Genomic DNA, 25,056 nt, shown 5'->3' on the forward strand with positions numbered 1-25,056 from the left:
TCATGCGCATCGCAGTTTCCCTTTTCGCACTGGCTGCGCTGGCCCTGCCAAATTCCGCTTTGGCCCAGGGCTTGTTCGCATTTGAAGGTGCCCCCCCTGCCGAGGGCGGCTTCGACCGCCCTTATGCAGCGCCGTTTTCTGCCCCCGTGCAATCTACTTTGCAAGAGGTTCCCGCACTTGACGGCCCCTACGGCAATACCCTGCCCAGCCTGACAGAACTTGGCACTTTGGGCACCGACGCTGAAAAACGCCCCGCCCAAGGCCCGGCGCCCGAAAGCGCCGCGCAAATCACCAACGTACCACCGGCCACCTCGCTGCGGCCCAGAATGAACCCGCTGCGCGAACCAGTGCGGGAAAAACGCAAAGTGGGCCGTTTTTTGCGGCGGTTTGTGGTCAATCCGTTGCGCCAGAAGCCCCAAGCCTCTAAGCAGAACAATCACACGAATTCCCAACCCGGCAACCCCGTCCCCTGATCCGAACCCACACCGCCCCTGCCCAATCGGGCCCCTAACCGAGAGTCCCGTCCATGGCACAAGCAGACCGGCAAAAGCCGACTGTCCTTGACACTCTTTCCGCACGGATGGGGATCATGTCCCAGCATCGGGACATCACCTTTGCGATTGCGATTTGTACGGTTCTGGCCATCCTGTTCGTACCCCTGCCAGCAGTCTTGCTGGATATCGGTCTGGCCCTGTCCATATCAATTTCTGTGCTGGTTCTGATGGTGGCGCTTTGGGTCAAAAAACCCCTTGAATTCAGCAGCTTCCCCACGCTTTTGTTGATCGTCACCATGATGCGGCTGTCGCTGAACGTGGCCTCCTCGCGGTTGATCCTGTCCGAAGGTCAAACCGGAACAGACGCCGCGGGCAACGTTATTCAGGGCATTGCCGATTTCGTCGTTGGTGGGGATTATGTGATCGGCACCGTGATGTTCTGCATCTTGGTTGCGATCAATTTCATCGTCATCACCAAAGGCTCCACCCGCATCGCCGAGGTCGCCGCACGGTTCTCCCTTGATGCGATGCCGGGCAAGCAGATGGCCATCGACGCAGACCTTGGCGCGGGCATGATCAACGAACAAGAAGCCCGCCAGCGCCGCAAAGAGGTCGAAGACGAAAGCGGCTTTTTCGGCGCCATGGACGGGGCTGCGAAATTTGTACGCGGCGACGCGGTTGCAGGCATCATCATCACCTTGATCAATGTGGTCGGCGGCATCCTGATCGGCATCACCCGCCACGGCATGAATGTGGGCGACGCGCTGCATAATTTCACGGTTTTAACCATCGGTGATGGGCTTGTGACCCAGATCCCCGCCCTGATTGTATCTATCGCCGCTGGCATGATCGTCACCAAAGGCGCGACCGAGGGTGCCGCAAACGAAGCCGTCACCTCGCAACTGTCTGCCAACCCCAAGGCCATGTTCGTGGCCAGCGCGCTGACCTTTTTGATGGGCCTGCTGCCGGGCTTTCCCTTCTTCCTTTTCGCAATTGTTTCGGCGGCTCTGGCTGCAATCGGATTATTCTCCCGCGATACACAGCGCAGCGAACAGGCCGAAGCCGCCAACGAACAGATCAAAGCCGCCAGCCAAGAGGCCGCAGAACCCGAGTCCACCGCAGGCATCGACACCGTAACCCTTGAAATGGGCCGCAGCCTGATTGTGATGCTCAACAGCGACAGCGCCGCCCTGCCGGGCAAGATCAAAAGCCTGCGCGAAATGTTCCAGACCGAATATGGTTTCCTGCTGCCACCAGTGCGGATCAAGGACGGCGATATTTCCAACAACAAGGGATATGTGGTTAAGGTTCAAGGGGTTGAGGTCGCCAATGGTGAATTACGCCCGGGCAGTCGTCTGGTGATTGACCCCGCAGGAGAGGCCACCGCACTGACGGGTGAGCGGGTAAAAGAACCCACCTTTGGCCTGCCCGCCATCTGGATCGACACCGCCTCCGCCCCCGAGGCCGAGGCGGCGGGTTTCACCGTGGTTGACCCTGAAAGCGTCATCGTCACCCATCTGACCGAAACGCTGAAAGAAAACATGCCCGAAATGATGACCTACGGCGTGGCGCGGGAATTGATGAGCGGGCTAGATCCAGCATATCGCAAACTTATTCAGGATATCTCCAGCCCTACCCCTGTCATTTTGTTCCGCAACGTGCTGCGCAAATTGCTGTCCGAACGTGTGTCGATCCGCAACCTCCCCCTGATCGCAGAATCCATCGCCGAGGCCTCAACCATCACCACAAATGCCACTTTGGTGGCCGAACAGGTGCGCAAAGCCCTGTCTGCACAAATCTGCAAATCCCAAGAGGGCGCGGACGGGTTTATCCAAACGGTCACGCTTGGCGCATCATGGGAACAGGAATTTGTCAGCACCGTCAAAATTCAGGGCGACGAAACCATCTGCACTATGCCCCCCGCCAAGGTTCAGGAATTCGGCCGCGCCGCACGGGCGGTTCTGCAAATCTACGCCGCCCGCGATGAATGGCCCGCCTTGGTGGTTAGCCCCGAATACCGCCCGATTATCCGCTCTATGCTGGAACGCATCGCGCCGATGACGCCGATTTTGTCCTTCTCGGAAATCCACTGGAAGGCCAAGTTAAAGACCGTCTCGCAGATTGGCGAGTAAGCATGGGCGGGTCGCTTATCGCGCAATTGGCCGAGGGCTGGGTCTATATGGTCGCGTTGATTTTCGCCCGCATCGGCACGGCTGCGCTGTTGATTCCGGGCTTTGGTGACACCCACATCCCGCCCCGCGCCAAAATCTCTTTTGGCATCGCTATTTCCATCGCCCTAATGCCCGCGCTGCCCATGTTACAAGTCCCCAAAGACACAGCAGTCTTTGTGCTACTGCTGGCACTCGAAGTCCTGATCGGTGTTTTCATCGGTGTCGGTGCGCGGCTGTTTATGGCAGCCTTTCACATTTTGGGCGCTGTGATCGGCTTTGCCGCAGGGCTTAGCAACTCGCTTGCGCCGTATCAGGGCAGCCCGGAAAGTGGGTCGACCATATCAACCTTGCTGACCTTTGGCGCTGTGGCCTGCATTTTCCTGACCAACACCCATCATGTTATTCTGACAGGGCTGATGCGATCCTATGCAATCCTGCCACCCGGTCAGGTGATGATCGGCGATCTGACCGAACAGATTGTGCGGATCGGATCATCGGCCTTTTACATCGCTGCCGCCATCGGCGCGCCTTTCTTTGCGCTCAGCCTGCTTTTGAACCTCGGCATGGGGCTGGCCAACCGCGTGATGCCTGCCATGCAGGTGTTTTTTGTCGCCTCTCCGGGGTTGATTATCGCGGGGTTTGCCCTGCTGTCGATCACGGTTCCTGCCATCTTAACCTACCAGAATGAACAATTCGCCATCTGGTTCGAAACCTTGGTGCGCTAGCCATGGCAGAACCAGAAGACGACGGCTCCAAGACCGAGGAAGCCACCGAGCAGAAGCTTAGAAAGGCGCGGGAAAAAGGCGATGTGCCGATTTCCAAAGAGGCGGGACACCTGCTGATCTATGGTGCTTTGCTGGTTGCGATCGGGATGTATCTGCCAAAATACGCCGCCACTGGCGCCAGTTCCCTTGGCGACCTGTTTGACCTGCCCGCCTCGCTGGATATCAGTACGGGGATGACCGCCATTCACGACCTGCGCACCGTGCTTATGGCTCCGCTGAAACAGGTGGCGATGATCGCGCTTGGGGTGCTGGGGATCATGCTGGCAGCGGCCGTTATTTCCGGTGTACTGCAAGGGCCGTTTGTGGTTTCAACCGAAAGAATAACGCCAAAATTCAACAAGATATCCCCATTGGCAGGGATTAAACGTCTGGCCGGCGTCAACAATCTGGTGGAATTCGGCAAAAGTTTTATCAAACTTATTCTGGTCGGCGCACTGGTGGGGACCATTGCCTATAACGTGATAGACACCATGATGCCGGGGGCAGTCATGCTGCCCGAATATCTGCCTGCGATGATTGGCAAAGAGGCAACCTTAATGCTGGCTTGGATCGTGCTTTTGATGATCCCGATCACACTGGCGGACATCGCTTGGAAACGCTACAGCCACGCCCAGAAACAACGCATGTCGATGAAAGAGGTCAAAGACGATCACAAAGATGCCGAGGGCGATCCCCTGATCAAGGCCAAACGCGATATGATCCGACGCCAGCGCGCGCGGTTGCGGATCAAAAAGGCGGTGCCAACGGCCACTTTGGTAGTCACCAACCCGACCCATTACGCCGTTGCTCTACGCTATGAACGGGGCAAGGATACCGCCCCTGTTTGCGTGGCCAAAGGCACCGATCTGATCGCGGCAAACATTCGCAAGCTGGCCTATGAACACGAAGTTCCGGTGATCGAAAGCCGCGACCTCGCCCGCGCGCTGCATGCCACTTGCGAATATGATCGCACCATCCCAGAGGCCCATTGGGCCGAGGTGGCACAGCTTGTGTCATTCGTGTTGGATCTGAAACGAAAGGTGCGGCGCAAACCGCCCAAGGGCACCAGCTTGCGCAGTCTAGAGGATGAATAAACCACCCTCCGAAACATTTGCGAAAAAAGAAACGTTGGTCTAATCCAGCGTGACGTTAACCAAGCGCTGATCCCCCGGCAAACGGGACCGTTCCAGAATAATCTTTGAAATCGCCCGCGCCCGAATGGGCTGCATCAGCGCGATAATCGGGCCTGAATTGCGCGGCTCCATTGCCGACAGCACCAGAACCGCAACCTCGATCCCCGCGTCATTCATGATCGTTGCGGCCTGAACCGGCTTCATTGCTTTATAGATCGCCACAAGGCGGGCCACATCTTCGGTGTTTTCACGCACAGACCGACTTAGCAGCAGGTCCAACTCGTCTTTCAATGCCCGCAATTCCACCGCCTTTGCATCCAGCGTGCTTTGCGCCAGAGATAACGTGGCTTCTTGTTCTTCCAAACGGTTCTGCCATTCGTTCAGTTTTTCCCGCTCCATTTCAATCGCCACCAACAACTCACGCGGGGTGACGGGGGCGGCTTCAACGGGGCTTTCTTTTGCAGTCTGACTCTCTTTGATCGGGTCCATTTCAGAGATCGGCGGCGCGTCCGTTTCTGCAGGCTCTTCGGCATAAACAGGACTGGCCGTAAAGGCGCTTAACGTGTCAAGCACAGCCGCACCCTTCACACTGGCAAGGGCAGTGATGGCCACAAGCGCAACGGTCAGTTTTTTGGCCATTACTTAACCTCTTTTCCGAAAGTCCCGTAAAACACGCGGGACAGATCATCCGTTGTTTCGCCTTCTACTCCGCCACTTATTTCGCCATCAACTCTTGCTTTTGCGTCAAATTCTGCGCCGCCGTCATCCGGTGCGCTGACCTCGCTCAACGCGGTCAGGGTTTGCAGCGGCCCAAGACTTTCGCTGAAACTGCTCATGCTTTCCTTATGGGTCGTGATCGCCCCTTCGTATGCCTGCAAACTGGGGCCAACTTCCAAAAGGGCGGTGCGCAGTTGGTCAATTTTGCGGTTCAAGCGGAACACATAAACGCCCAGCGTCACCAAAAGCACCAGAAAAACTGCGTCGACTATTCCGTTGCCAATCATGAATTTACCTCTGCTTCTGCGGGTTGAATTCCAAGGGCCTCAGCCTCGGCGGGGTTCAGGTCATCGCCCTCCACTTCGCGCATGACCCGAAAGCCGATACGCCCGCCGCGGTGCTTGCCTGCATAGCCCTGAAACACCGGAATACCCGAACAAATAATCGAGATTTCCTTGTCGTCAGACACGCCCAGATCAATTGTCGTGCCCGGTTTCCAAGCTAGAATATCCACCAGCGGGATGCTTAATTGATGCACCCGCGCTGTGACTTTGACGCTCGACCCATTGATATTGCTCAATATATGTTCGCGCCACGACTTATCACCACCCAGCTTGTCGCCAAGAAACATCTTGGACAGCTTGTCTTGTACGGGTTCCAACGTGGGCATCGGGATGATGATCGAAAAACTGCCCGTACAGTCGCCAATATCCACGGTCATTTTCGCAACCGCACAGGGGGTTTTGCCCCCTTGCAGGGCAGGCATCTGTTGGGGCACTTCCATTGTGTCCACCAGAAAGCTTGCTTCGGTCAGGCGGGACATATTGGTCGACAGATCCGCCAAAATCATATCCACCAAATACCGCGCAATCTGCCGTTCGATTACTGAAACGGGCCGTTGCGGCGCGGTGCCGGGGCGGGGTTTGCCGCCCATCTGAACCTCAAGCGCCGAAAAGATCAGCGCACTGTCCAGCATAACCGACATGGTACCGCCCCAAGGCTTTGCCTCTACGCTGGCGCAGATTCCGAACTTGTCCACATCGGCCACGACGTCTTCCCAGTTGCGATACACCACCTCGTCAAAAGAAATATCACACATGAAGGCGGCTTTAGATTTGAAAGCCGAAACCAGCGATACCGCCATTCGCGAAAAAATGATGTCCAGCATGGGCAACTCGGCAATACCAGCCGAAGCTTGGGAGATCAGCTCTTCCTGCACCGAGCGGGTCATTTCCGAGTCGCTCTGCTGTAAATCCGGTGTCTTCGCTTGCATGGCTATTCTTTCGTTACTGGATCACGAAATCTTGGAACAAAACACGCGATACGATACGATCTTCGAGCCGTGCCGCCGCGCGCCGTTTCAACTCGTCGCGCACAATGCTCATGCCCGCGCTGCCCGACACATCGCGCACCGAAAGCTGCGACAGGTATTCAACGAATCCATCCCGCAGCAAAGCGCGAATTTCGTCTGCGCTCAGACCTTCCTCGGCATCGGTTTCTTCTAACATGACAATCGGGTTAATCAAAAGATGCCGCTGGATATCGCTGTTTCTATCTTTCAGGGACAGGGTGATCCGACCGATGTCCACCTGCACCATATTAACCTTTTCGGCATCATGAACCACTTCGGCTTCGGCCGTGTGCTCTGTGGACGGGGCCAGCAATGTAAAGGCATAAACCCCTGCCCCAACGCCCAAAACAAAGGCCAGCACAATCAAAACCGCAATAAGTTTCATGCTTCGGCCGCTTTTAACGGTGGCCGATGTTGAATCAGTCATGAACGGCTTACTCCAATGCGGTTATTTTTTCGCACAACTTACCGCACCTGAAACACAAAGGGAAGCGAACCTGCGCTGCGTTTTTGCGAATAATTATCTTGTGGCCATATTCCAGACCGAATAGTCTCGCATAAATTCGCACATGTGACAGCACCGGATAAGTCAGTAATACTGTGGACAAATTGATCGAGAACCTGAAGGGGTTGGGGCGTAGGCGTCTTATCCTCATGGGGGCGACTGCTGTCGGCCTGACCGCTGCCCTCCTGATCGGGTTAAGCGTTGCGATAACACCCAACTATCGCCCATTGGTCATGGATGCCAGCGCCTCGGATGCCTCTCGGATGGTGGCAGAACTGGAAAAGGCAGGGTTCTCTCCAAAGATTTCATCCGACGGCACCATGCTATCCCTGCCCGATAACGAAATTGCCCAAGCCCGCATGGCACTGGCCCAAGCAGGCCTGCCCCCTGAAGGTAACGCCGGATGGGAATTGTTTGACCAAAGCTCGGGTCTGGGCATGAACAGCTTCTTGCAGCAGATCAACCGGTTGCGCGCCCTAGAGGGCGAGTTGGCCCGATCCATCGAAACCATCCGCAACGTTGAAAAAGCCCGCGTCCATTTGGTGCTGCCCGACCGCGAAACCTTTTCCCAGGAACGCCCCGATGCGTCAGCCTCGGTTGTGATCCACGCCCGTCGCACTGCACCGCTTGACCGCAGTCAGGCCCTTGCAATCCGCAGCCTTGTGGCCGCCGCCGTGCCACGCCTGTCGCCCGATCACGTGACCATCCTGAACGGATCAGGTCAGGCAATCCTTAGCGAAGAAGACATCTCTGAAAGCGCTGGCCTGAATTCCGCAAGAACCGAGGTTGAAGAACGCCTGCGCCGCAATGTAGAAAGCATCCTTGCCGCCCATGTGGGGGCCGAAAACGTCCGCGTCCGTGTCACCGCCGATCTGGATACCTCGCGCGAAATCGTAGTGCAGGAATCTTTTGACGCCGACCAACAGGTGCCCCGCTCGGTGGTGTCTGTCACCGACCAGACCGAAACTTCGGACGGGGCCAATGGCACAGTGGATGTGGCCAACAACATCCCCGGTCTTGAAAATGGCGGCGGCGCCGGATCCCGTTCGGAACGCAGCACATCCAGCCGCGATGAAACCGCCTTTGAAATCGGCAGCACCCGTTCGGAAACCACCCGCGAACCCGGCGCGATCAAACGCCTGACCGTTGCGGTTGTGGTGAACGGCACGTGGGACGAGGAAGGCGAATATCTACCCCGCACCGCCGAAGACATCGCGCGCCTGACCGCCTTGGCCAATTCCGCCGCTGGTATCAGCGAGGAGAGGGGCGATCTTGTCACAGTCGAAAGCATGCGCTTTGCGGTTGGTGACCCGTCCCAAATAGATTTCGGCGGCACCGGCCTGATGGACGTCTTTGCGATGAACTTCGGTTCCATCCTGCGCTCTTTGTCAGCGATTGTGTTGGTGGGCTTACTGCTACTCTTTGGCATCCGCCCCCTGATGCGCGCCTTCAAACTGACCCAAGACGCCCTCAACGAAGGGGCCGAGTCAGACATCGCCACAGGCGCCAATGGCAGCGGCACTGGCAAGGGCGAAGCGGGTGGGGCATCCCCCGAGTCTGCCTCCACAGAAGATGGCACAGACCCGTCAGACCAACCCGACGAACCTGACGAAATCGAAGAAGAATTTGTCTCCATCGCCTCTGTGTCCGGCAATGTCATGCGCCGCCATATTGACGGTTTGAACAAGCTGATCGAAACAGACCCCGAAAGCTCGTTGCGCACGATCCGGGTCTGGATCAATCAGAAAGGCTGATCCATGACCGTAAAAAGCATCCTGAGCCTGCCCGATTTTGACGAGGAAGATCGCGAAGAAGCTGTGCTGGCCGAAATCCGCGAAGAAAGCTTCACCCGCGAGGAACTGGACGCCGCCATCAAGGCCGCCGTGGAACAAGCCACCGCCCAAGCCCGCGATGAAGGCTATAAGGCAGGCGAGGCCGCCATGCTAGAAAACGCCGAGATGCGCCGCACCCAGATGATTGAAACCCTTGCGCCCACAATCGACAAACTGCTGGAAGACCACGGCACATATTGCGCCGCCCTTGAACGGGAAATGACCTCTTTCATGCGGGACTTTTGCGAAAAATTATTCCCCGATTTCGTCGCAGTCTTCGGTCGCGACCGGATCGCCGCCGAATTGGTCCATATTTCACGCCGCGCCTTGGGCAGCCCCTGGCTCGAAGTGCGCGTGCCCGCAGGCTATGGCTTTCTGGCACAGGAATTTGCCCGCCCTTCAGGCACAGAGGTTGATCTGAAGGTTGTCGAAGACCCCAAACTGAACCCCGCCGCCGTGCAGGCCAGTTGGGAAAGCGGGCGCTCAGAATATAACTTCGACAATATGTGCGGGGACATCCTGCTGCTTCTCAGAACCTCAAAACCTGACCCGAAATCATCTGGAAAATTATTATGACTGACGAACCACGCAGCATTCTAAACGACCTCGCCGCCGAAGAGATCGACAAGCTTCCCCCCGAACAACGGGGTGAAAACGGGCAAAGCGTCAATGCGATGATGAATGTGTCGCTAGAGGTTCAGGTGGTATTGGGCCAAACCCGTATGCCCGTAGCACAACTGTTGTCCCTGACCCGCGGGTCTGTGGTGGAACTGGACAAACGCATCGGCCAGCCCTTGGACGTGATGATCAACGACCGTCTGGTGGCGCGCGGCGATCTGGTCAAAGTCGGCGATGGCGGGCTGGGTATAAACCTTACGGAAATCGTCAAAGACCACGTGTCGGAGCGCCGTTAATGCCAACAGGCAGGCTTTCCCTGATTGCTCCACAAACTGCTGCGGCGCTCTGTGTTTTGGGCCTTGCCCTGACGCTTGGCGCCGCCTCGGCTTCGGCCCAGGACGCAGGCGTGGGATCATTGATCGGAGACCTTGCCAACACGCTCAACCCCGAAGGGTCTGAAAGCGGAGAGTTATCAGGCCGCCTGCTGCAAATGTTCGGCCTGCTGACCATCCTGTCAGTGGCCCCGGGCCTGCTGGTGGTGATGACCTCTTTCACGCGGTTTGTGATTGTGCTGTCGATCCTGCGCATGGCCCTTGGCCTGAACCAATCCCCCCCAAATATGGTGATAACCTCGCTGGCGCTGTTCCTGACGTTTTTCACCATGCAGCCCGTTTTCCAAGACAGTTGGGACAACGGGCTTTCCCCCCTGATCGCAGGCTCCATCACCGAAGAACAAGCGGTTGAACGGATCGCCGCCCCGTTTCACCGCTTCATGGCCCGCAACACCCGCGACAAGGATTTGGCCCTGTTCCAGGGTTTTTCCGTCCAGAACGGCACAGCTACACCGTCCACCCCGCTTGAAGATTTGAACACAGACGGGCTGAGCGCCCTGCCCGCGGATCGTTCCGAAGTGGCATGGTCCGTTCTGGTGCCCGCCTTTATGATTTCCGAATTGCAACGGGCCTTTACCATCGGCTTTTTGATCTTCGTCCCCTTCCTTGCCATCGACCTGATTGTCGCCGCCATCCTGATGGGCGCAGGTATGATGATGCTATCCCCTGTTTTGATTTCACTGCCCTTCAAAGTGATCTTTTTCGTCGCGATTGATGGCTGGTATCGCCTTGCCGGTTCACTGATCCAATCTTATGCCGCCGGTTAATCTGGCACTGACCTGACTTTATGGAGCGTTAAATCCATGCAACTTGCCATCGAAGAAATCGCGCTTACGGGCGTCGAAAAAGCCGCCGTCTTGTTCTTGTGCATTGGCGAGGAGCGCGGCTCTGCGATCATGAAAAAAATGGCCCGTTCGGAAATTCAGGCGGTGATCCAAGCCATGTCGCGACTGGGCACCATCCCTGCCGACGTGGTCGAAAACGTGATCCGCGATTTTTCCGAAACCGTGTCAGGTGGCGCTGGCGTTGAAGGCTCTGTTCAGATCGCCGAACGGATGCTTGCAGGTTTTTTGACCGACGAAGCGGTGTCAGATATTATGGGCGATCTACGCTCGCCCGCCCATGGCCAGAACGTCTGGGACGCTTTTGCGGCGGTCAATGAACAGACCATCGCCACTTGGCTGGCAGGCGAACATGACCAAACGGTGGCTGCGATCATGTCCCGCATGAAACCCGCCGTTTCTGCCCGCGTTCTGCCCCTGTTTGGCGCAGAGCGGATGGCGGAAATCACCACCCGCATGATCGGCCTTGGCACCCTGTCACGGCAAGTGGTGGATAACCTTGAAGCGGTGATCGTGTCAGATTTCCTCAGCGCGGCCACCCGCAAATCCAACGTCGATCCCCACCAGCGTCTGGCCGATATGTTCAACAAAATGGACGCAGGCGCGTTTGAAGGTCTTTCCAACGATCTGGAACAACGCATTCCCGCAGAACTGGAAGAGATCAAAAAGAAGATGTTCACCTTCGACGATATGGTCAAACTGGACGGTGCCGCCTTGCAACGGATCATGCGTCTGGCCGAGGGCAACACACTTGCGTTGGCTCTGCGCGGCGCCAAAGCCGAGGTCAGACAGGCGTTTATGGCCGCCCTGACCCAGCGGATGCGCGATATGCTGGAAACCGAAATGAAAGAAATGGGACCCGTGCGCGCCCGCGAAACCCGCGAGGCCCAATCCGCATTGATCGACATCACCAATGATCTGGTCAGTCAGGAAATCATCCGGTTGCCCAGCACCGACGATGAAATGATTGAGGATTAATCCCCGATTTAAACTGGAAAAACCTTGGACGGGGGCCGTTTATGCCCCCGAACAGGCAGCTTACAGATACTTCGATCCCGAAAAGCCCTGAATCATTTCGATGTCGATTGTGACCTCAGTATAGCTGGTGCCGCTGCTTAACAATGTGACCGCCGCGCTTTGGGTCTGCTGGCTTTCGATCACATCTGCAAAAGCCGAAAACTGGCGGATCAACCGTTCCTGAACCTCTGGGTCTTGCAGATCCTCAATCGACATCCGCTTTTCAAACATCGCCTTTTTCGCGTCGATATTGGCGTTGTCAAATTCATCCGGCAGGCCAAAGGCCGTGGTGAAGAAACTGGTCATTTCCTCATCCGCAAGCACTTTGTACCAATTGTCCATCGCCCCGATTTTCTGCTCAAACGTCAGCGCCAGACCGACGCTTTCGTTTTCGTCAGACTGGGTGTCAATCAGGCGCTGGTCGGTGTAGCGCGCGACCATCCCGTCAATCCAGTCCGCATCCAGAAAATTCTCGCCCGCAATCCCGTCGGTGGAAAAGCCCAGCTCTGTGTTGATCTCGGTGTAGCTGGAATCTGTCAGCTTGTTCACCAGCGAAGAACTGTCCTCTGTGTCAGAGGTGATGATCTCTTTCATCATCGCCTTGGCATAGATTTCGTTTTCCAGACCGAAGGATTTCATCACAAAGCTGAAAACCTGATAGTCTTCGACCAATTCGTCGATTGTGCCGATACTGCTGATCCGTTCGCGAAACGCGTCGATTTCCCGTTTTGATGTGGGGTCCCGCTGCACGTCCGCTTCGAACATATCCCGATTTTCACGCACCAGACTGATGCCAACAAAAGGGGACAGCCCACTGGTAGAAATCATGATGCAATCCCTTCGGGTTCATCATCGGACGCCATCGCCAACAACTCGTCTTCATAGGTGATCACTGGTAACAACAAGCGATAGGCCCCGTATAGATTGGTCTTTTCAACCTGCACACGCACGTCGCGCAGAACCTGACCTTGGCTTTTTCCCAAAGCGGATTCAAGCTCGTCCAGCGCGGCATGAATGCGCGGAATCAATTCCCCACGGGATTCACGGCTGACCATCGCAATCTGGATCTGATGGCACAAACGCCGCACTGGTGTGCTGGCCATAGATTCTGAAAAAATTTCTTCGGCGCGCAGCACGTCAGACTGGTTTTCCACCTCAATCATCATCTGATTGCGGCCCGCATTGCGCAAGACGGCGCCGTTGACCACAAGCCTGTCGCCAACTTTAACTTTCAGAACCAGACCCATTATGCCACCTCCGTACTTTGACCCTGCAAGGCCTCGATAATCGGAGTATTCACATCAATCAGCGCTTTGATTGTGCCCTGACCTTTCAGAACCAGACCCGTCTGACGTTCCACATAAATCGCCAAAGACAGCAGATTGGCGCGCATTTCTGCGGGCAATGTGTTGCCTGGATTGCTTAGATCGGTTTTGAATTCCATCCAAAGACTAACATTGTCATGCAAGGCTTCGCGCAGCCCCCCGGCAAGAATTCCAAGACGCGCGCCCCCTTCGGGAGTGGCGTCATAGGCGGCCTGATGAAGGCTCAGTCGCGCATTCAACTGGTTTAGAATGCGGCGCTCCATAGACCGGGGCGGTTCAGTGGTTTTCAGGGTTTGCTTATAAGCGGATAGGCTCATGGGGTTTCACCTTCTGGTGGTTTTATGAGATTTATGTTGGGGCTGCCCGACCCCGTATATCAGGGTCGGACAAGTATTTTAATAACCGCCAAACGCGATTATTGGAACAGGCTCAGCACGTTAGACGGCGCTTGGTTTGCAATGGACAGCGCTTGTGTTGCCAGCTGCTGTTGTGTTTGCAACGCTTTCAGACGGGCGGCTTCTTCTTCCATGTCCGCATCAATCATCGACCCGACACCGCTGTCGATATTATCGGTCAGCTTGTTCAGGAAGGATTGCTGGTTTTCGATGGATTTCTCGGATTGACCCAGTTTTGTTGCAACGTCATTCACGCTATCCACAACACCCTCAGAGGTGCCCAAAGCACCTGCAAGGAAAGCGGCGCCTGTCAGAACGTTAGTGGCATTGGTTTCAAAGTTTGTCGCCAGTGCTTTGAAATCCGAAACCCGTGACGCCAGATCATATGTGCCAACAGAAATATCTGTTGTGGCATACGACCCACCCGCACGGCTGATGCCGGTCACAACATCACGTGCCACACCAACAGTTGTGTCAGCGTTCGACGCAGCTGTTGTGATGCTGCCGTCTGTTGCATCAATGGTCGGGCCGGTTACATCACCTGCAGCATAAGACCCCGCACCCAGCATGTCGTCCCCGTTAAAGGTAGACTGGCTCAGTGTGGTTTCCATTTGTTTAACCAGTTCAAGCAGATCGTTTTCGATCTCGCCTTGGCCACCAGTCGCGCCTTGGGCAAAAGCAACTTTGTCCAGAAACTGTTGGGCCAGATCCTGGATGGTCTCACTGCCCAAACGTGCGGTCGCAACCGAGTTTTTGGTCAGTGTCAGGCCTTCGTTGATCGACGCATAAGCAGAGCTGTCGCCCTTCATAGTTTCGGAAATCTGGAAGTATGCTGCATTGTCTTTCGCAGAGCCAACTTTCAGACCCGAAGAAATCCGGTCCTGCGTTGTAACCATGCTGTCGTTCACTTCGCGCAATGCTTGCAGTGCGTTCATCGCGGAGGAGTTTGTGATAATAGAAGTCATTGTAGTGTTACCTTGCTTTCTTGCTTGTGATCACCGGTCATTCTACCAGTGGTTGGGCTTTGCCCGGACCTCAAGGGAAGCGCAGCGCAGGTTTCCAAAGGGTTTCCATATCTTGGGGATCTGGAAGAAGGCTCGCACTGAACACCCCCGAAGGGAAGTCTTGGAATGACCCGACCCCGACATGCAGGATCAGGTCAAACTCATCGGTTATTCCAAACTTATTGGAACAGGCTCAGCACGTTAGACGGCGCTTGGTTTGCAATAGACAGCGCTTGTGTTGCCAGCTGCTGTTGTGTTTGCAACGCCTTCAGGCGGGCTGCTTCTTCTTCCATGTCCGCATCAATCATCGACCCGACACCGCTGTCGATATTGTCGGTCAGCTTGTTCAGGAAGGACTGTTGGTTTTCAACAGACTTCTCGGATTGACCCAGTTTGGTCGCGATGTCGTTCACGTTGTTCACAACACCCTCGGTAGAAGCCAAGGCCCCTGCCAGAAAGGCTTCGCCCGTTGCAGCAATGGCGTTTGCTTCAAAGCCAGTTGCCAAAGCCGAGAAGTTTGCAACCAAGGACGCCATGTCATAAGTGCCAACAACAATATCTGTCGTGGCATAAGTGCCACCGGCGCGGCTGATGCCAGTCACAACATTGCGGTCATCGCCAACTGTTGCGCCTGCGTTTGTGGCAGAGGTCAAAACACCTGTTGCGCCTGCAACTGTACCTGCTGTGATGCTGGCAGGATAAGACCCTGCACCCAGCATATCGTCCCCGTTAAAGGTAGACTGGCTCAGCGTGGTTTCCATTTGTTTAACCAGCTCAAGAAGATCGTTTTCGATCTCGGCTTGGCCGCCAGTCGCGCCTTGGGAAAAGGCAACTTTGTCCAGAAACTGTTGGGCCAGATCTTGGATGGTCTCACTGCCCAATCGCGCGGTCGCAACCGAGTTTTTGGTCAATGTCAGGCCTTCGTTGATCGACGCATAAGCAGAGCTGTCGCCCTTCATGGTTTCGGAAATCTGAAAGTATGCTGCGTTGTCTTTCGCAGAGCCAACTTTCAGACCCGAAGAAATCCGGTCCTGCGTTGTAACCATACTGTCGTTCACTTCGCGCAATGCTTGCAGTGCGTTCATCGCGGAGGAGTTGGTAATGATGGAAGTCATTGTCTGTATACCTTGCTTTCTTGCTCAATTTCACCGGTCATTCTACCGATGGTAGGGTTTTCCCATACCCAAAGGGAAGCGCAGCGCAGGTTTCCAGAAGGTTTCCAAATTCAAATCAGCGCGAAAAAATACAACCCAAGGTACAGCACTCTGCCCACGCGGGTTCAGCCCCCTGCCCCAAAACGCAAAAAACCCGACCCCGTTAAACGGGATCGGGTCGAATTTACTGCCTGAACCGGAATTTATTGGAACAGGCTCAGTACGTTAGAAGGGGCTTGGTTTGCAATAGACAGCGCTTGTGTTGCCAGCTGCTGTTGTGTTTGCAACGCCTTCAGGCGGGCTGCTTCTTCTTCCATGTCCGCATCAATCATCGACCCGACACCGCTGTCGATATTATCGGTCAGCTTGTTCAGGAAGGACTGTTGGTTTTCAATGGATTTTTCCGATTGACCCAATTTGGTCGCGATGTCGTTTACATTGTTCACAACACCCTCGGTTGAAGCCAAGGCACCCGAAAGGAAGGCCGCGCCCGTTGCAACGGTTTCAGCAGCAGCCGCAAAACCGGTGGCCAGTGCTTTAAAGTCGGACAGTTGTTCTGCCATGTCATATGTACCAACAGAAATATCTGTTGTGGCATAGCTGCCACCTGCGCGGCTGATGCCGGTGACAACGTCACGGGCCACACCCACAGTCGCATCACCATTGGCGCCATTTGTCAGAACACCCGTTGCAGCCGCAACCGCAGAACCGGTCACATCGCCATTGGCATAAGACCCCGCACCCAGCATGTCGTCCCCGTTAAAGGTAGACTGGCTCAGTGTGGTTTCCATTTGTTTAACCAGTTCAAGCAGATCGTTTTCGATCTCGCCTTGGCCACCGGTCGCGCCTTGGGCAAAAGCAACTTTGTCCAGGAACTGCTGTGCCAGATCTTGAATGGTTTCAGCACCCAAACGCGCGGTCGCAACCGAGTTTTTGGTCAGCGTCAAGCCTTCGTTGATCGAAGCATATGCAGAGCTGTCGCCCTTCATCGTTTCAGAAATTTGAAAATATGCTGCGTTGTCTTTCGCAGAGCCAACTTTCAGACCCGAAGAAATACGGTCCTGTGTTGTAACCATGCTGTCGTTTACTTCGCGCAAAGCCTGCAGTGCATTCATTGCGGAGGAGTTTGTTATAATAGAAGTCATTGTCTCGATACCTTGCTTTCTTGCTTGTGATCACCGGTCATTCTACCAGTGGTTGGGCTTTGCCCAGACCAACAAGAGAAGCGTAGCGCAGGTTTCCGAAAGGTTTCCATTTTTTGCGGAGGCAGGTTTTTTTAGAATTTCCGCTCAAACCCTTTGCCCAAAGAGCGCACACTGACATCGCCGCGCAACTGGCCGGTCTTGTCATAAACACCCTTCAAACTTTGCCGACTGCGCAGATGCTCGATCTCACTTAATATCGTGCGCGAGGCGTCGGCCATGCCTTTCAGTAATTTCTCGTTCAGTTCCAGTTGGTCCGCCAGATCCCGGATCAATTTGCGCAATTGCGTCACCGATGGCACATCCACCGTCAAAAACGGCTCTACCGTCGGTTGGCGGCGTTCCAAGGATTCCAGCAGCTTGGCTTTTTCCTCAAAATAGGACGCAACCGTGCCGATGTCTTTTTCCACCAACGCCTTGTTTTCACGGCGCAACAGGCCCAGCGTGTCTGACAAAACACCCTCAAAACCTTTGATGTTATCCTCATCCTCTTGGGTCAACCCCGAGGAATCCGCACCGCTGCGCGCCTTGCGTTCCCCCAGCCGAATGCCAAGACGGGACAGGGCAGATGCGGGCGGGACGCCAATCATTTACTATACACTTCCAACTGGGCGGCAATGGATCTGGCAATCCCGACGCCACCAGACTCGGCCACTTCTTTGGCCAAGGCATTTGCCAGCGCACCGCGAAACATTTCTTCGCCGTGGCCCCCTTCGGGGTCAGGCATTGCATCGGCCAGCATGCTGGAAAATGTGATCCCCAAATAAGACGCTTCAAAATCCTGTGCCGCCTTCAGGATCGCCGCCTGACGTGCCTCTTGCGCGTCGGTCAGCTCTTTCGCTTGCCCTGTGGCCTGATGCCCGCCCATTTGTGGGCTATGCAGCGGATTAAGTTTCAAATCCATCAGATAATCTCCAGTTCTGCGTGCAGCGCACCCGAGGCTTTGATCGCCTGCAAGATCGAAATAATTTCCTGCGCACCAATGCCGATCGCATTCAGCCCGTCGACCATTTCCCGCAGACTAACCTGCCCGCCCACCAGCGCAAAGCCGGAATTTTTACGCTCGATCTGAATCTCGGTGGACGGCACAATGACCGTTTCGCCAATAGAAATCGGCGCAGGCTGACTGACGGATGCGCTTTCAGACACGCTGACGGTCAAACCGCCCTGACTGATGGCAACCTCGTCGATGCGCACATCGGCGCCAATCACAATCGTGCCGGATTTAGCGTCAATCACCACTTTGGCAGGGGTGTCCGGTTGAACCGTCAGATTTTCCAGCGCCGCCAACAGTTCAGGAATATCAATCTTGCCGCTCAATGAAACCTCAACAGTCCCGGGGTCCAGCGTAACCGCATTAGCCGCGCCGACCTGTTCATTTATCACCGCCTTAATGCGGGATGCCGTAGTAAAATCAGGATTGCGCAGGGCCAATCGGATGCTGTCCATTTGCAAAAGATTGAAATCAATCTCTTTTTCCACAATCGCACCGCTTTCAATCCGCGCGACTGTAGGCACCCCGTTCGTCACCTCAGCCGCAGCCCCCCTGACCGAAAAACCGCCCACCGCAAGCGCGCCCTGCCCCACCGCATAAATCGCACCATCCGCACCAGACAGCGGCGTGACCAAAAGCGTGCCACCGCGCAGGGATTCCGCATCCCCCATCGACGCCACGCTGATGTCAATTTCACTGCCGCGCCGCGCATAGGGTGGCAAAGCCGCCGTGACCATCACCGCTGCCACGTTTTTCGTGTTCAAACCTTCATCGCTCAGATTACCTACGCCAAGGCGGGATAACATGCCCTCGATGGATTTTCGCGTAAACGGTGAATTGCGCATGGTGTCGCCCGTGCCGTCCAACCCGACCACCAGACCATAGCCAATCAATTGGTTCGACCGGACCCCTTCAAAGCTGACAATATCCTTCAGCCGGACCTGCGCCTGTGCGGTCGCAGCCGCCAAAACGAACGACACAACAAGAAAAAACCTTACGAGCATTACTTTGCAATCCATTCTGGAGCCCACTCGCCCATGCGAGGGGTCTTTTTCAGTGATGATATTCAATCGGCACCCCAGCCTTTCGGCCTGAACGATCCGACCCAAAACAGTGGCAAAATCATTCTTGCGGATTTGCCCTATATTGAACCCATTCACCTTGCTACTGTAGTCTATAGTTATTTTTTCGCAAGTTCCAGAAAGAGACCGGATGCGGGTAATTTTGCATGATCCAGACCAGAACCGCGCTGCGGGTTTGATCACAGAGCTGAAACGCCATGGTATCACTGTGGATGTTCTTCCCAAAACTGCAATTCTGAACGGTGCCTCCGGTCTGGATGAAAATGTGGCCCGTTTGCTTCCGGTGGTTTTGGGCTTCGCCACAGGTGAAAATGCCGAGACAACCACCCGCCAGTTGCGCAAATCCGGTTCCACCAACCCGTTGTTGATTTTACAAACGGATATTCCACCAAATGATCTGGCCCGGATCTTGGATGCAGGGGCTGATGATGTGGTCAGCAGCACCTTGAATTATGATGAAATCGCTGCCCGTCTACGCGCCCTGACCCGCCGCCAATTCGGCCTGCGCACCCAAGAGGTTCAGGCTGGCGATCTAACGGTCTATCTTGATGGGCGTCATCCCAACCTTGCGGGCAAACCGATCAAAATATCCGCCAGTGAACAAACCATCCTCAGGATTCTCGCGCTGAACCTTGGCAAAGTCGTCCACCGCGACGTGCTGTTCGACGCGCTTTACGCGCTGGCCGATTATCAACCCTATGCCAAGGCGCTGGATGTTCATATTTGCAAATTACGCCGCAAGATTGAAACCCTGTCAGGCAAAGGCAGCAGCGGCATTCAAACCTATACAGGCCAAGGTTACGCGCTAAACGCGCCTTAACGGTTCATTCTTCGCGCCCCCGATAACATGGGGGCCGCGCCATCACCCCATCAACATACAGTCAATCATGGTCAAATTCCCCGCAGTGTCAGGCGTGGAAATGCACAGCGAACTGCCATTGCGCACCCGATTGCGCAGCCTGCTCCATTTCACGGAAACCCCGTCATGCACGGCCGTCATCATCGTGTTTATCCGCGTGGCATCGTCTGGATAATAATGCCCCTTGATAAACACCGGATAATTTTTCGGGCACACCGCCCGCACAAAAGCATCCAGCGTTTCATCGGCAGCTTCGATCCCGTCACTTTCAACAAAATACCCCGACACACCCGCACCCGAGACCTCAAGCCGCGCCAACCCGTTCGCAAGCGGCACAATGGTAATGGCGTCATCCGCCCCCGTCGTCAGATCAAACCTTTGAAGGGTTTTGCAAATCGTCTGGGCAGCACTTTGATGAAACGGCCCGAAACGGACCAGCCCGTTCTCGGCACTCAGATCAATTTCTTGGCAATGTAATGTCTCAATACTTTGGTGCAACATAGGCTGGCAGTCCTTTTCCAATACATACGCGACATGGCCCGAAATCCGCCCCGCGCCAACGCGGGTATGGGTGTAGAACGAAGCGGCATTCGTCCATTACCTTGATCAACTGGCGGCGCGCAAAGCCTGACTCAACCACTCGCGCTGTGGCGTTTTGAGGTTTAAGCGACTCTCGTTTACGGTGTCTTATTCTAATTATCGCTGCTGAATATGTGTAGCCAGACTAATGTGCCCAGCCCCCCGCAAAAGAGCCGATCTGCCTTACATTTGCCTAAATTAAACGCGGACTGTGTGAAATGAGCACCAGATTTAGCAGTATTCGAGCGCCTCTCCGCCGAAGATTCTGAATTCAGCGTTTTTTACGGGCAGCTCCGTTGCCATAGGCCCCTGCCACATTCAGGCTATTTCACTGGCATCCGAAAATTTAAGGCTCAGGTTTTCCGAGGCTGGTTTTTCATAATATCGCTGCGTTCCAACTTTCGCAGCGACCGCAACCCTTGAATCGCGCCGCGATATTCAGACGTAATACTCTGCGGCCACCACTTTTGCACAAGCCATAAGGAATTGGCTTCGGATGGCGGATTATGTCCGTTTTTCGCATCATCATAACAACTGAACGTCAGACTCTGCAGGTTCTGTTGCTGGGACACGCGGTAAAACGGCACCACATGCCCGTTGAAATGCGCATTATCCTGCGTGTTGATCACTACATGGGTCCGGCAATTATCGTAATACCGCCACAACGCTCCGATAATGGACAGCCGTTCATGGTCCGTCTGGTTCAACCCTTTGGAAGACTGCAAATAGGTTCGCAAATATTTGTCGCGCAATTGTGGCGAATAGCGCAGGATATTGGTCTGCGGATTGATCACCAAGGCACTGTCCACATGATTGTGCATCGCCGCCATAAGGGCCGCAAACCCGCCGCCCGAAGACCCGAATGCGCAGATTTCACCGCTCGACAACGCCCGCGCCAGACGCAAAGGCACCGCAATAATATCATCAAACCCGGGCCCGTCCTGCTTGCCCGTATACCACGCCAGTTGCAGCGATCCGGTATTTTGGATCAGCGGATCATGGGCAATAACCACCGAATGTGAAAACTTGTGAACCCATTTCCACCGCTGGAAAATCGGCGACATCGGGATCAGCTTGGTATTCACCGCGCCACAAAAGAAGATGAACACCCGCGAGGAATCCTCCCCCTTCCAGACATACTGCCCCTCAACCAGACCGGCCGTCCCCACAGGCACGTCCCCAACGGACCCATAAACTTTGGTATCCTGCGGAGAGGAGGCGAATTCTGAAAGTTCTGACATTAATGGCTCTTTCGCAGATTCATAAAACCCGTTCATATCTTAGGGGAAGAAGACACTCAACGCGTAGAAATTCGATTGGCTTGCGGTTCAAATTGTTTGGCATTAACCCCACAAATCCATCCAGTCGGTTAAGCATTTTTCCCCTCGGTAAGGGCGGTTTCAGAACGCTCCGGCGCAAGGGGCGTCAGCCGTGCAAGGATAGAAGCGCGGGTTATCTGCCCGATCACCTCTCCATTTTCCATCACTTGAAGTGCACCGCTTTTGATTTTGTGAATAACATCCTGCACCGGTGTTTCCGGATCAACCTGCGGCCCCTCTGACGTGCCCGCAACCATCACATCCCGCGCGGTCAGCACCCCAAGCGGGTTCATATGGGCCACAAATTCAGACACATAGTCATTGACCGGGTTGGTAAAAATATCACGCGGCGTTCCGCATTGTACAATCCGGCCGCCTTCCATGATGGCAATGCGGTTGCCGATCTTAAAGGCCTCGTCAAGATCATGACTGACAAAGATAATTGTGCGGTTCCGTTTCTGCTGCAAATCCAGCAACTCATCCTGCAATTTACTGCGGATTAGGGGATCAAGTGCCGAAAACGGTTCATCCATTAACAAAATAGGGGCATCGGTGGTAAAGGCGCGGGCAAGGCCCACTCTTTGCTGCATACCGCCTGACAATTCCCCCACCAGCGCATCCGCGCGGTCTGCCAGACCGACCAGCCCAAGTTCTTCATCCACGCGCCGATTGCGCGCGCTTTTACCCATTCCTGACAATTCCAGCCCAAGGCCCACATTATCGCGCACCGTGCGCCAGGGCAGCAAGCCGAATTGCTGAAATACCATCGACACACATTCGCGCCGCACACGCCGCAAATCCGCGGCAGAACTGCCACCGATATCACAGGACCAATCACCGTCATGGATCCGCACGTTTCCTCTGATCACTGGGTTCAGACCGTTAACGGCCCGCAGCAGGGTAGATTTCCCCGACCCCGAAAGCCCCATCAGAACAAGGATTTCCCCAACCTCAACCTTTAACGAACAATTGTGAACACCCAGAATTTGATCCGTTTTCTCACGGATTTCCGCACGTTCAAGCCCCTGATCCATCAAAGGCAAGGCGGTTAAAGGGTCGTCGCCAAACACGATTGAAACATTGTCGAATTCAACTGCGCTCATTTCTTTACCCTCAACATACGGTCCAGCATAATCGCGACGGCCACAATCACAAATCCGGATTCAAACCCAAGCCCCGGATCATTGCGCCCCAAGGCCTGCACCACAGGTTTGCCCAATCCGTTTGCCCCCACATAAGCCGAAATCACCACCATCGACAGGGATAGCATGATGACCTGATTAAGACCCGCCATGATCTGCGGGAACGCATAGGGCAATTCCACCTTCCACAGCTTTTGTGAGGGCGTGGCCCCAAAGGCCTCAGCAGCTTCAAGCAATGCCGTCGGGGTTGTGGACACGCCAAGATAGGTCAACCGGATCGGCGCGGGCAGCACAAAAATAACCGTAGCAAACAGGCCCGGCACCATGCCAAGGCCGAAAAACACAATCGCAGGGATAAGATAAACAAAGGCAGGCAGCGTCTGCATCAGGTCCAAAATCGGGCTTAACGATTGATATGCCCTTGGGCGATGGGCAAGAAAAATACCGATGGGCACACCCAGCCCCATACAGACCACACAAGATGACATCACCAGCGCCAGACTGTCCGTCGTTTCGTCCCAATAACCTTGATTGATCACAAAAAGCAGACAGGCAAACACAAGAGCGCAGACCTTCCATGATCGCTGCAAGGACCACGTCACAGCAACAAACAGAATGACAATCGCCCAAGCCGGCGGCGTTTGAAGGCACCATATAATGCCGTCAATCATCAAGTTCAGCCCGTCACTGAGCAGATCAAATACCGGACGCCCGTTGGTTTTTAACCAATCCACGACCATCTCCGACCAGTCTCCAATCGGAATCTTTTTTTCCGCCAGCCAATTCATTGCCGTCCCCCTGTCAGAAAAAGGGGGCCATCCAGTGACCCCCTTTTGGTGTTTTACTCTGCCAGTGCGGCCGTTACGGCGGCAACTGCGTCACCGCCGTCTTTGGTTGTCACCCCGTCAAGCCAAGGCGTCCAAGCGTCTGTATTGCTTGCAAGCCAAACTTTGGCGGCATCTTCGGGATCAGCGTTATCATTCAGGATTGCGCCCATGATCTCGTTTTCCATCGCAAGCGAGAATTCAAGGTTTTGCAACAACTTACCTGTGTTTGCACATTCCGCAACGTACCCAGCGCGGGTGTTGGTTGCCACTGTGGCGCCGCCAAGGTCAGGACCAAAATAGTCATCCCCACCCGCCAGATAGGTCAACTCGTAATTCGCATTCATGGGGTGAGGTTCCCAGCCCAGGAAAACAACTGGCTCGTCACGGTCCGTTGCCCGCTCAACCTGTGCCAGCATGCCCTGTTCCGAACTTTCAACAACGTTAAAGTCCGTCAAATCAAAAGCACCTGCGTCGATCATATCCTGAATCAGACGATTGCCGTCATTGCCAGCTTCGATCCCGTAGATATTGCCGTCCAGCGCATCCTTGGCCTGTGCAATAGAGGCAAAGTCAGTGATCCCCGCGGCAACGCCCGCCGCGTTTGTGGCCAGTGTATATTTTGCACCAGTAAGGTTCGTGCGCACTGTATCAACTGTTCCAGCTTCGCGATATTTGGCGATATCGCCTTCCATCGTTGGCATCCAATTGCCCAAAAACACGTCGATATCCCCCTGCGCCATCGACGCATAGGTGATCGGAACGGACAAGATATCAGTGGTCGTTTCATACCCGAGCGCCTCAAGCACGATGGATGTGGTTGCTGTCGTTGCCGTGATGTCGGTCCAGCCAACGTCGGAAAACCGAACAGTACCGCAATCCGCCAGTGCAGGCCCAGCTGCAACAACCGCAAGAACGGACAGTGTTGATTTAATTTCCATTTTAATCTCCCTGTTTAGTTTCGTCGTTATTAAGTGAAGGAACTGTAAGTAACAAATCAAGCCTTCTGGCAACCCGAATTCAGTTTAAGAGCCCAAAACCCGCCATAAAGACCAAGGCCCACAAGATCACGCTGCCCGCATACCAACCGTTAACCCAGTCTCCTTCGTGGTGTTATAGACCCCATTTCTATCTCAGGGACATTAGACACTCAACACGTAGAAATACCGCCTTTTTCCGAGGCTGTTCCGCAACGCAAAAAGCCACCCGAGGGTGGCTATTAAGCGACTGTTCTAAACCTGTAATTTTGGTTGCGGGGGTAGGATTTGAACCTACGACCTTCAGGTTATGAGCCTGACGAGCTACCGGGCTGCTCCACCCCGCGACAGTTTAGAGTGGTGA

28 protein-coding genes and 1 tRNA gene are annotated in these 25,056 nt (G+C 54.9%); 10 read left to right on the forward strand and 19 right to left on the reverse strand.

Going from position 1 to position 25,056, the window contains the following annotated elements; genetic code table 11:
- Positions 1-2: 2 nt before the first annotated feature.
- From GGE09_RS18445 to GGE09_RS18460, 4 genes are read left to right on the forward strand one after another with little or no spacing between them, the layout of a single operon-like run.
- Positions 3-473 (forward strand): hypothetical protein, encoded by a 471-nt coding sequence (locus GGE09_RS18445; protein WP_309747657.1) that lies wholly within the window; start codon positions 3-5, stop codon positions 471-473.
- A gap of 53 nt (positions 474-526) precedes the next feature.
- Complete coding sequence (gene flhA / locus GGE09_RS18450; RefSeq protein ID WP_309747658.1) at positions 527-2,626, forward strand: flagellar biosynthesis protein FlhA; 2,100 nt, start codon at positions 527-529, stop codon at positions 2,624-2,626.
- A 2-nt stretch (positions 2,627-2,628) separates the two neighbouring features.
- A complete protein-coding gene (locus GGE09_RS18455; protein ID WP_309747659.1) occupies positions 2,629-3,390 on the forward strand; it encodes a flagellar biosynthetic protein FliR in 762 nt (253 codons plus the stop codon).
- A gap of 2 nt (positions 3,391-3,392) precedes the next feature.
- Entirely contained in the window at positions 3,393-4,523 is a 1,131-nt protein-coding gene (locus tag GGE09_RS18460; RefSeq protein ID WP_309747660.1) for a flagellar type III secretion system protein FlhB, read from the forward strand.
- 39 nt (positions 4,524-4,562) lie between these two features.
- Here the strand turns inward: GGE09_RS18460 and GGE09_RS18465 are convergent, their stop codons facing one another.
- The 4 genes from GGE09_RS18465 to fliL are packed head-to-tail and all read right to left on the reverse strand — an operon-like array spanning position 4,563 to position 7,015.
- Positions 4,563-5,201: a hypothetical protein gene (locus GGE09_RS18465; protein WP_309747661.1), complete on the reverse strand. Its 639-nt coding sequence runs from the start codon at positions 5,199-5,201 to the stop codon at positions 4,563-4,565.
- Positions 5,201-5,566, reverse strand: a complete 366-nt coding sequence (locus tag GGE09_RS18470) for a hypothetical protein (RefSeq protein WP_309747662.1) — start codon at positions 5,564-5,566, stop codon at positions 5,201-5,203. Before GGE09_RS18470 ends, GGE09_RS18465 begins: the two co-directional genes overlap by 1 nt.
- The gene (locus tag GGE09_RS18475; protein ID WP_309747663.1) at positions 5,563-6,552 is read right to left on the reverse strand and encodes a FliM/FliN family flagellar motor switch protein; all 990 of its coding nucleotides are present in this window, start codon (positions 6,550-6,552) and stop codon (positions 5,563-5,565) included. The genes GGE09_RS18470 and GGE09_RS18475 overlap by 4 nt, the downstream gene beginning before the upstream one ends.
- Positions 6,553-6,565: 13 nt before the next feature.
- Complete coding sequence (gene fliL, locus GGE09_RS18480; RefSeq protein ID WP_309747664.1) at positions 6,566-7,015, reverse strand: flagellar basal body-associated FliL family protein; 450 nt, start codon at positions 7,013-7,015, stop codon at positions 6,566-6,568.
- Between the two features lie 215 nt (positions 7,016-7,230).
- Here fliL and fliF point away from each other — a divergent pair, with 215 nt between their 5' ends.
- The 5 genes from fliF to GGE09_RS18505 are packed head-to-tail and all read left to right on the forward strand — an operon-like array spanning position 7,231 to position 11,797.
- On the forward strand, positions 7,231-8,889 hold the full coding sequence (gene fliF / locus GGE09_RS18485; protein ID WP_309747665.1) for a flagellar basal-body MS-ring/collar protein FliF: 1,659 nt from the start codon (positions 7,231-7,233) through the stop codon (positions 8,887-8,889).
- A gap of 3 nt (positions 8,890-8,892) precedes the next feature.
- A complete protein-coding gene (locus tag GGE09_RS18490; RefSeq protein WP_309747666.1) occupies positions 8,893-9,543 on the forward strand; it encodes a hypothetical protein in 651 nt (216 codons plus the stop codon).
- Positions 9,540-9,881: a FliM/FliN family flagellar motor switch protein gene (locus GGE09_RS18495; RefSeq protein WP_309747667.1), complete on the forward strand. Its 342-nt coding sequence runs from the start codon at positions 9,540-9,542 to the stop codon at positions 9,879-9,881. The genes GGE09_RS18490 and GGE09_RS18495 overlap by 4 nt, the downstream gene beginning before the upstream one ends.
- Entirely contained in the window at positions 9,881-10,744 is an 864-nt protein-coding gene (gene fliP, locus GGE09_RS18500; RefSeq protein WP_309747668.1) for a flagellar type III secretion system pore protein FliP, read from the forward strand. The genes GGE09_RS18495 and fliP overlap by 1 nt, the downstream gene beginning before the upstream one ends.
- A 36-nt stretch (positions 10,745-10,780) precedes the next feature.
- Positions 10,781-11,797, forward strand: coding sequence for a flagellar motor switch protein FliG (locus tag GGE09_RS18505; protein ID WP_309747669.1), 1,017 nt, complete (start codon positions 10,781-10,783; stop codon positions 11,795-11,797).
- Between the two features lie 60 nt (positions 11,798-11,857).
- Here GGE09_RS18505 and GGE09_RS18510 read toward each other — a convergent pair whose 3' ends face one another.
- The 9 genes from GGE09_RS18510 to GGE09_RS18550 all read right to left on the reverse strand — a co-directional run bounded on the left by GGE09_RS18510 (position 11,858) and on the right by GGE09_RS18550 (position 18,914).
- The gene (locus tag GGE09_RS18510) at positions 11,858-12,664 is read right to left on the reverse strand and encodes a DUF1217 domain-containing protein (RefSeq protein ID WP_309747670.1); all 807 of its coding nucleotides are present in this window, start codon (positions 12,662-12,664) and stop codon (positions 11,858-11,860) included.
- Positions 12,661-13,083, reverse strand: coding sequence for a flagellar biosynthesis repressor FlbT (locus GGE09_RS18515; protein WP_309747671.1), 423 nt, complete (start codon positions 13,081-13,083; stop codon positions 12,661-12,663). Before GGE09_RS18515 ends, GGE09_RS18510 begins: the two co-directional genes overlap by 4 nt.
- On the reverse strand, positions 13,083-13,478 hold the full coding sequence (locus tag GGE09_RS18520; protein ID WP_309747672.1) for a flagellar biosynthesis regulator FlaF: 396 nt from the start codon (positions 13,476-13,478) through the stop codon (positions 13,083-13,085). Before GGE09_RS18520 ends, GGE09_RS18515 begins: the two co-directional genes overlap by 1 nt.
- Before the next feature lie 98 nt (positions 13,479-13,576).
- Positions 13,577-14,521, reverse strand: coding sequence for a flagellin (locus tag GGE09_RS18525; protein WP_309747673.1), 945 nt, complete (start codon positions 14,519-14,521; stop codon positions 13,577-13,579).
- A 218-nt stretch (positions 14,522-14,739) separates the two neighbouring features.
- On the reverse strand, positions 14,740-15,675 hold the full coding sequence (locus GGE09_RS18530) for a flagellin (protein WP_309747674.1): 936 nt from the start codon (positions 15,673-15,675) through the stop codon (positions 14,740-14,742).
- 242 nt (positions 15,676-15,917) lie between these two features.
- The gene (locus GGE09_RS18535) at positions 15,918-16,859 is read right to left on the reverse strand and encodes a flagellin (RefSeq protein ID WP_309747675.1); all 942 of its coding nucleotides are present in this window, start codon (positions 16,857-16,859) and stop codon (positions 15,918-15,920) included.
- A 131-nt stretch (positions 16,860-16,990) separates the two neighbouring features.
- A complete protein-coding gene (locus GGE09_RS18540; protein WP_309747676.1) occupies positions 16,991-17,506 on the reverse strand; it encodes a hypothetical protein in 516 nt (171 codons plus the stop codon).
- A complete protein-coding gene (locus GGE09_RS18545; RefSeq protein ID WP_309747677.1) occupies positions 17,503-17,820 on the reverse strand; it encodes a rod-binding protein in 318 nt (105 codons plus the stop codon). Before GGE09_RS18545 ends, GGE09_RS18540 begins: the two co-directional genes overlap by 4 nt.
- Complete coding sequence (locus GGE09_RS18550) at positions 17,820-18,914, reverse strand: flagellar basal body P-ring protein FlgI (RefSeq protein ID WP_309747678.1); 1,095 nt, start codon at positions 18,912-18,914, stop codon at positions 17,820-17,822. Before GGE09_RS18550 ends, GGE09_RS18545 begins: the two co-directional genes overlap by 1 nt.
- A 208-nt stretch (positions 18,915-19,122) precedes the next feature.
- Here GGE09_RS18550 and GGE09_RS18555 point away from each other — a divergent pair, with 208 nt between their 5' ends.
- Positions 19,123-19,812 (forward strand): response regulator transcription factor, encoded by a 690-nt coding sequence (locus tag GGE09_RS18555; RefSeq protein ID WP_309747679.1) that lies wholly within the window; start codon positions 19,123-19,125, stop codon positions 19,810-19,812.
- A 42-nt stretch (positions 19,813-19,854) separates the two neighbouring features.
- Here the strand turns inward: GGE09_RS18555 and GGE09_RS18560 are convergent, their stop codons facing one another.
- The 6 genes from GGE09_RS18560 to GGE09_RS18585 all read right to left on the reverse strand — a co-directional run bounded on the left by GGE09_RS18560 (position 19,855) and on the right by GGE09_RS18585 (position 25,039).
- Positions 19,855-20,352, reverse strand: a complete 498-nt coding sequence (locus GGE09_RS18560; protein WP_309747680.1) for a hypothetical protein — start codon at positions 20,350-20,352, stop codon at positions 19,855-19,857.
- A gap of 431 nt (positions 20,353-20,783) precedes the next feature.
- Positions 20,784-21,671, reverse strand: a complete 888-nt coding sequence (locus tag GGE09_RS18565; RefSeq protein ID WP_309747681.1) for a hypothetical protein — start codon at positions 21,669-21,671, stop codon at positions 20,784-20,786.
- A gap of 128 nt (positions 21,672-21,799) precedes the next feature.
- The gene (gene choV, locus GGE09_RS18570) at positions 21,800-22,852 is read right to left on the reverse strand and encodes a choline ABC transporter ATP-binding protein (protein ID WP_309747682.1); all 1,053 of its coding nucleotides are present in this window, start codon (positions 22,850-22,852) and stop codon (positions 21,800-21,802) included.
- Positions 22,849-23,679: a choline ABC transporter permease subunit gene (gene choW / locus GGE09_RS18575; protein WP_309747683.1), complete on the reverse strand. Its 831-nt coding sequence runs from the start codon at positions 23,677-23,679 to the stop codon at positions 22,849-22,851. The genes choV and choW overlap by 4 nt, the downstream gene beginning before the upstream one ends.
- Before the next feature lie 53 nt (positions 23,680-23,732).
- On the reverse strand, positions 23,733-24,656 hold the full coding sequence (gene choX / locus GGE09_RS18580) for a choline ABC transporter substrate-binding protein (RefSeq protein WP_309747684.1): 924 nt from the start codon (positions 24,654-24,656) through the stop codon (positions 23,733-23,735).
- Between the two features lie 306 nt (positions 24,657-24,962).
- Positions 24,963-25,039, reverse strand: a tRNA-Met gene (locus GGE09_RS18585).
- Positions 25,040-25,056 lie beyond the last annotated feature (17 nt).

This window comes from Roseobacter sp. N2S (assembly GCF_031454055.1).
Classification (GTDB): Bacteria; Pseudomonadota; Alphaproteobacteria; order Rhodobacterales; family Rhodobacteraceae; genus Amylibacter.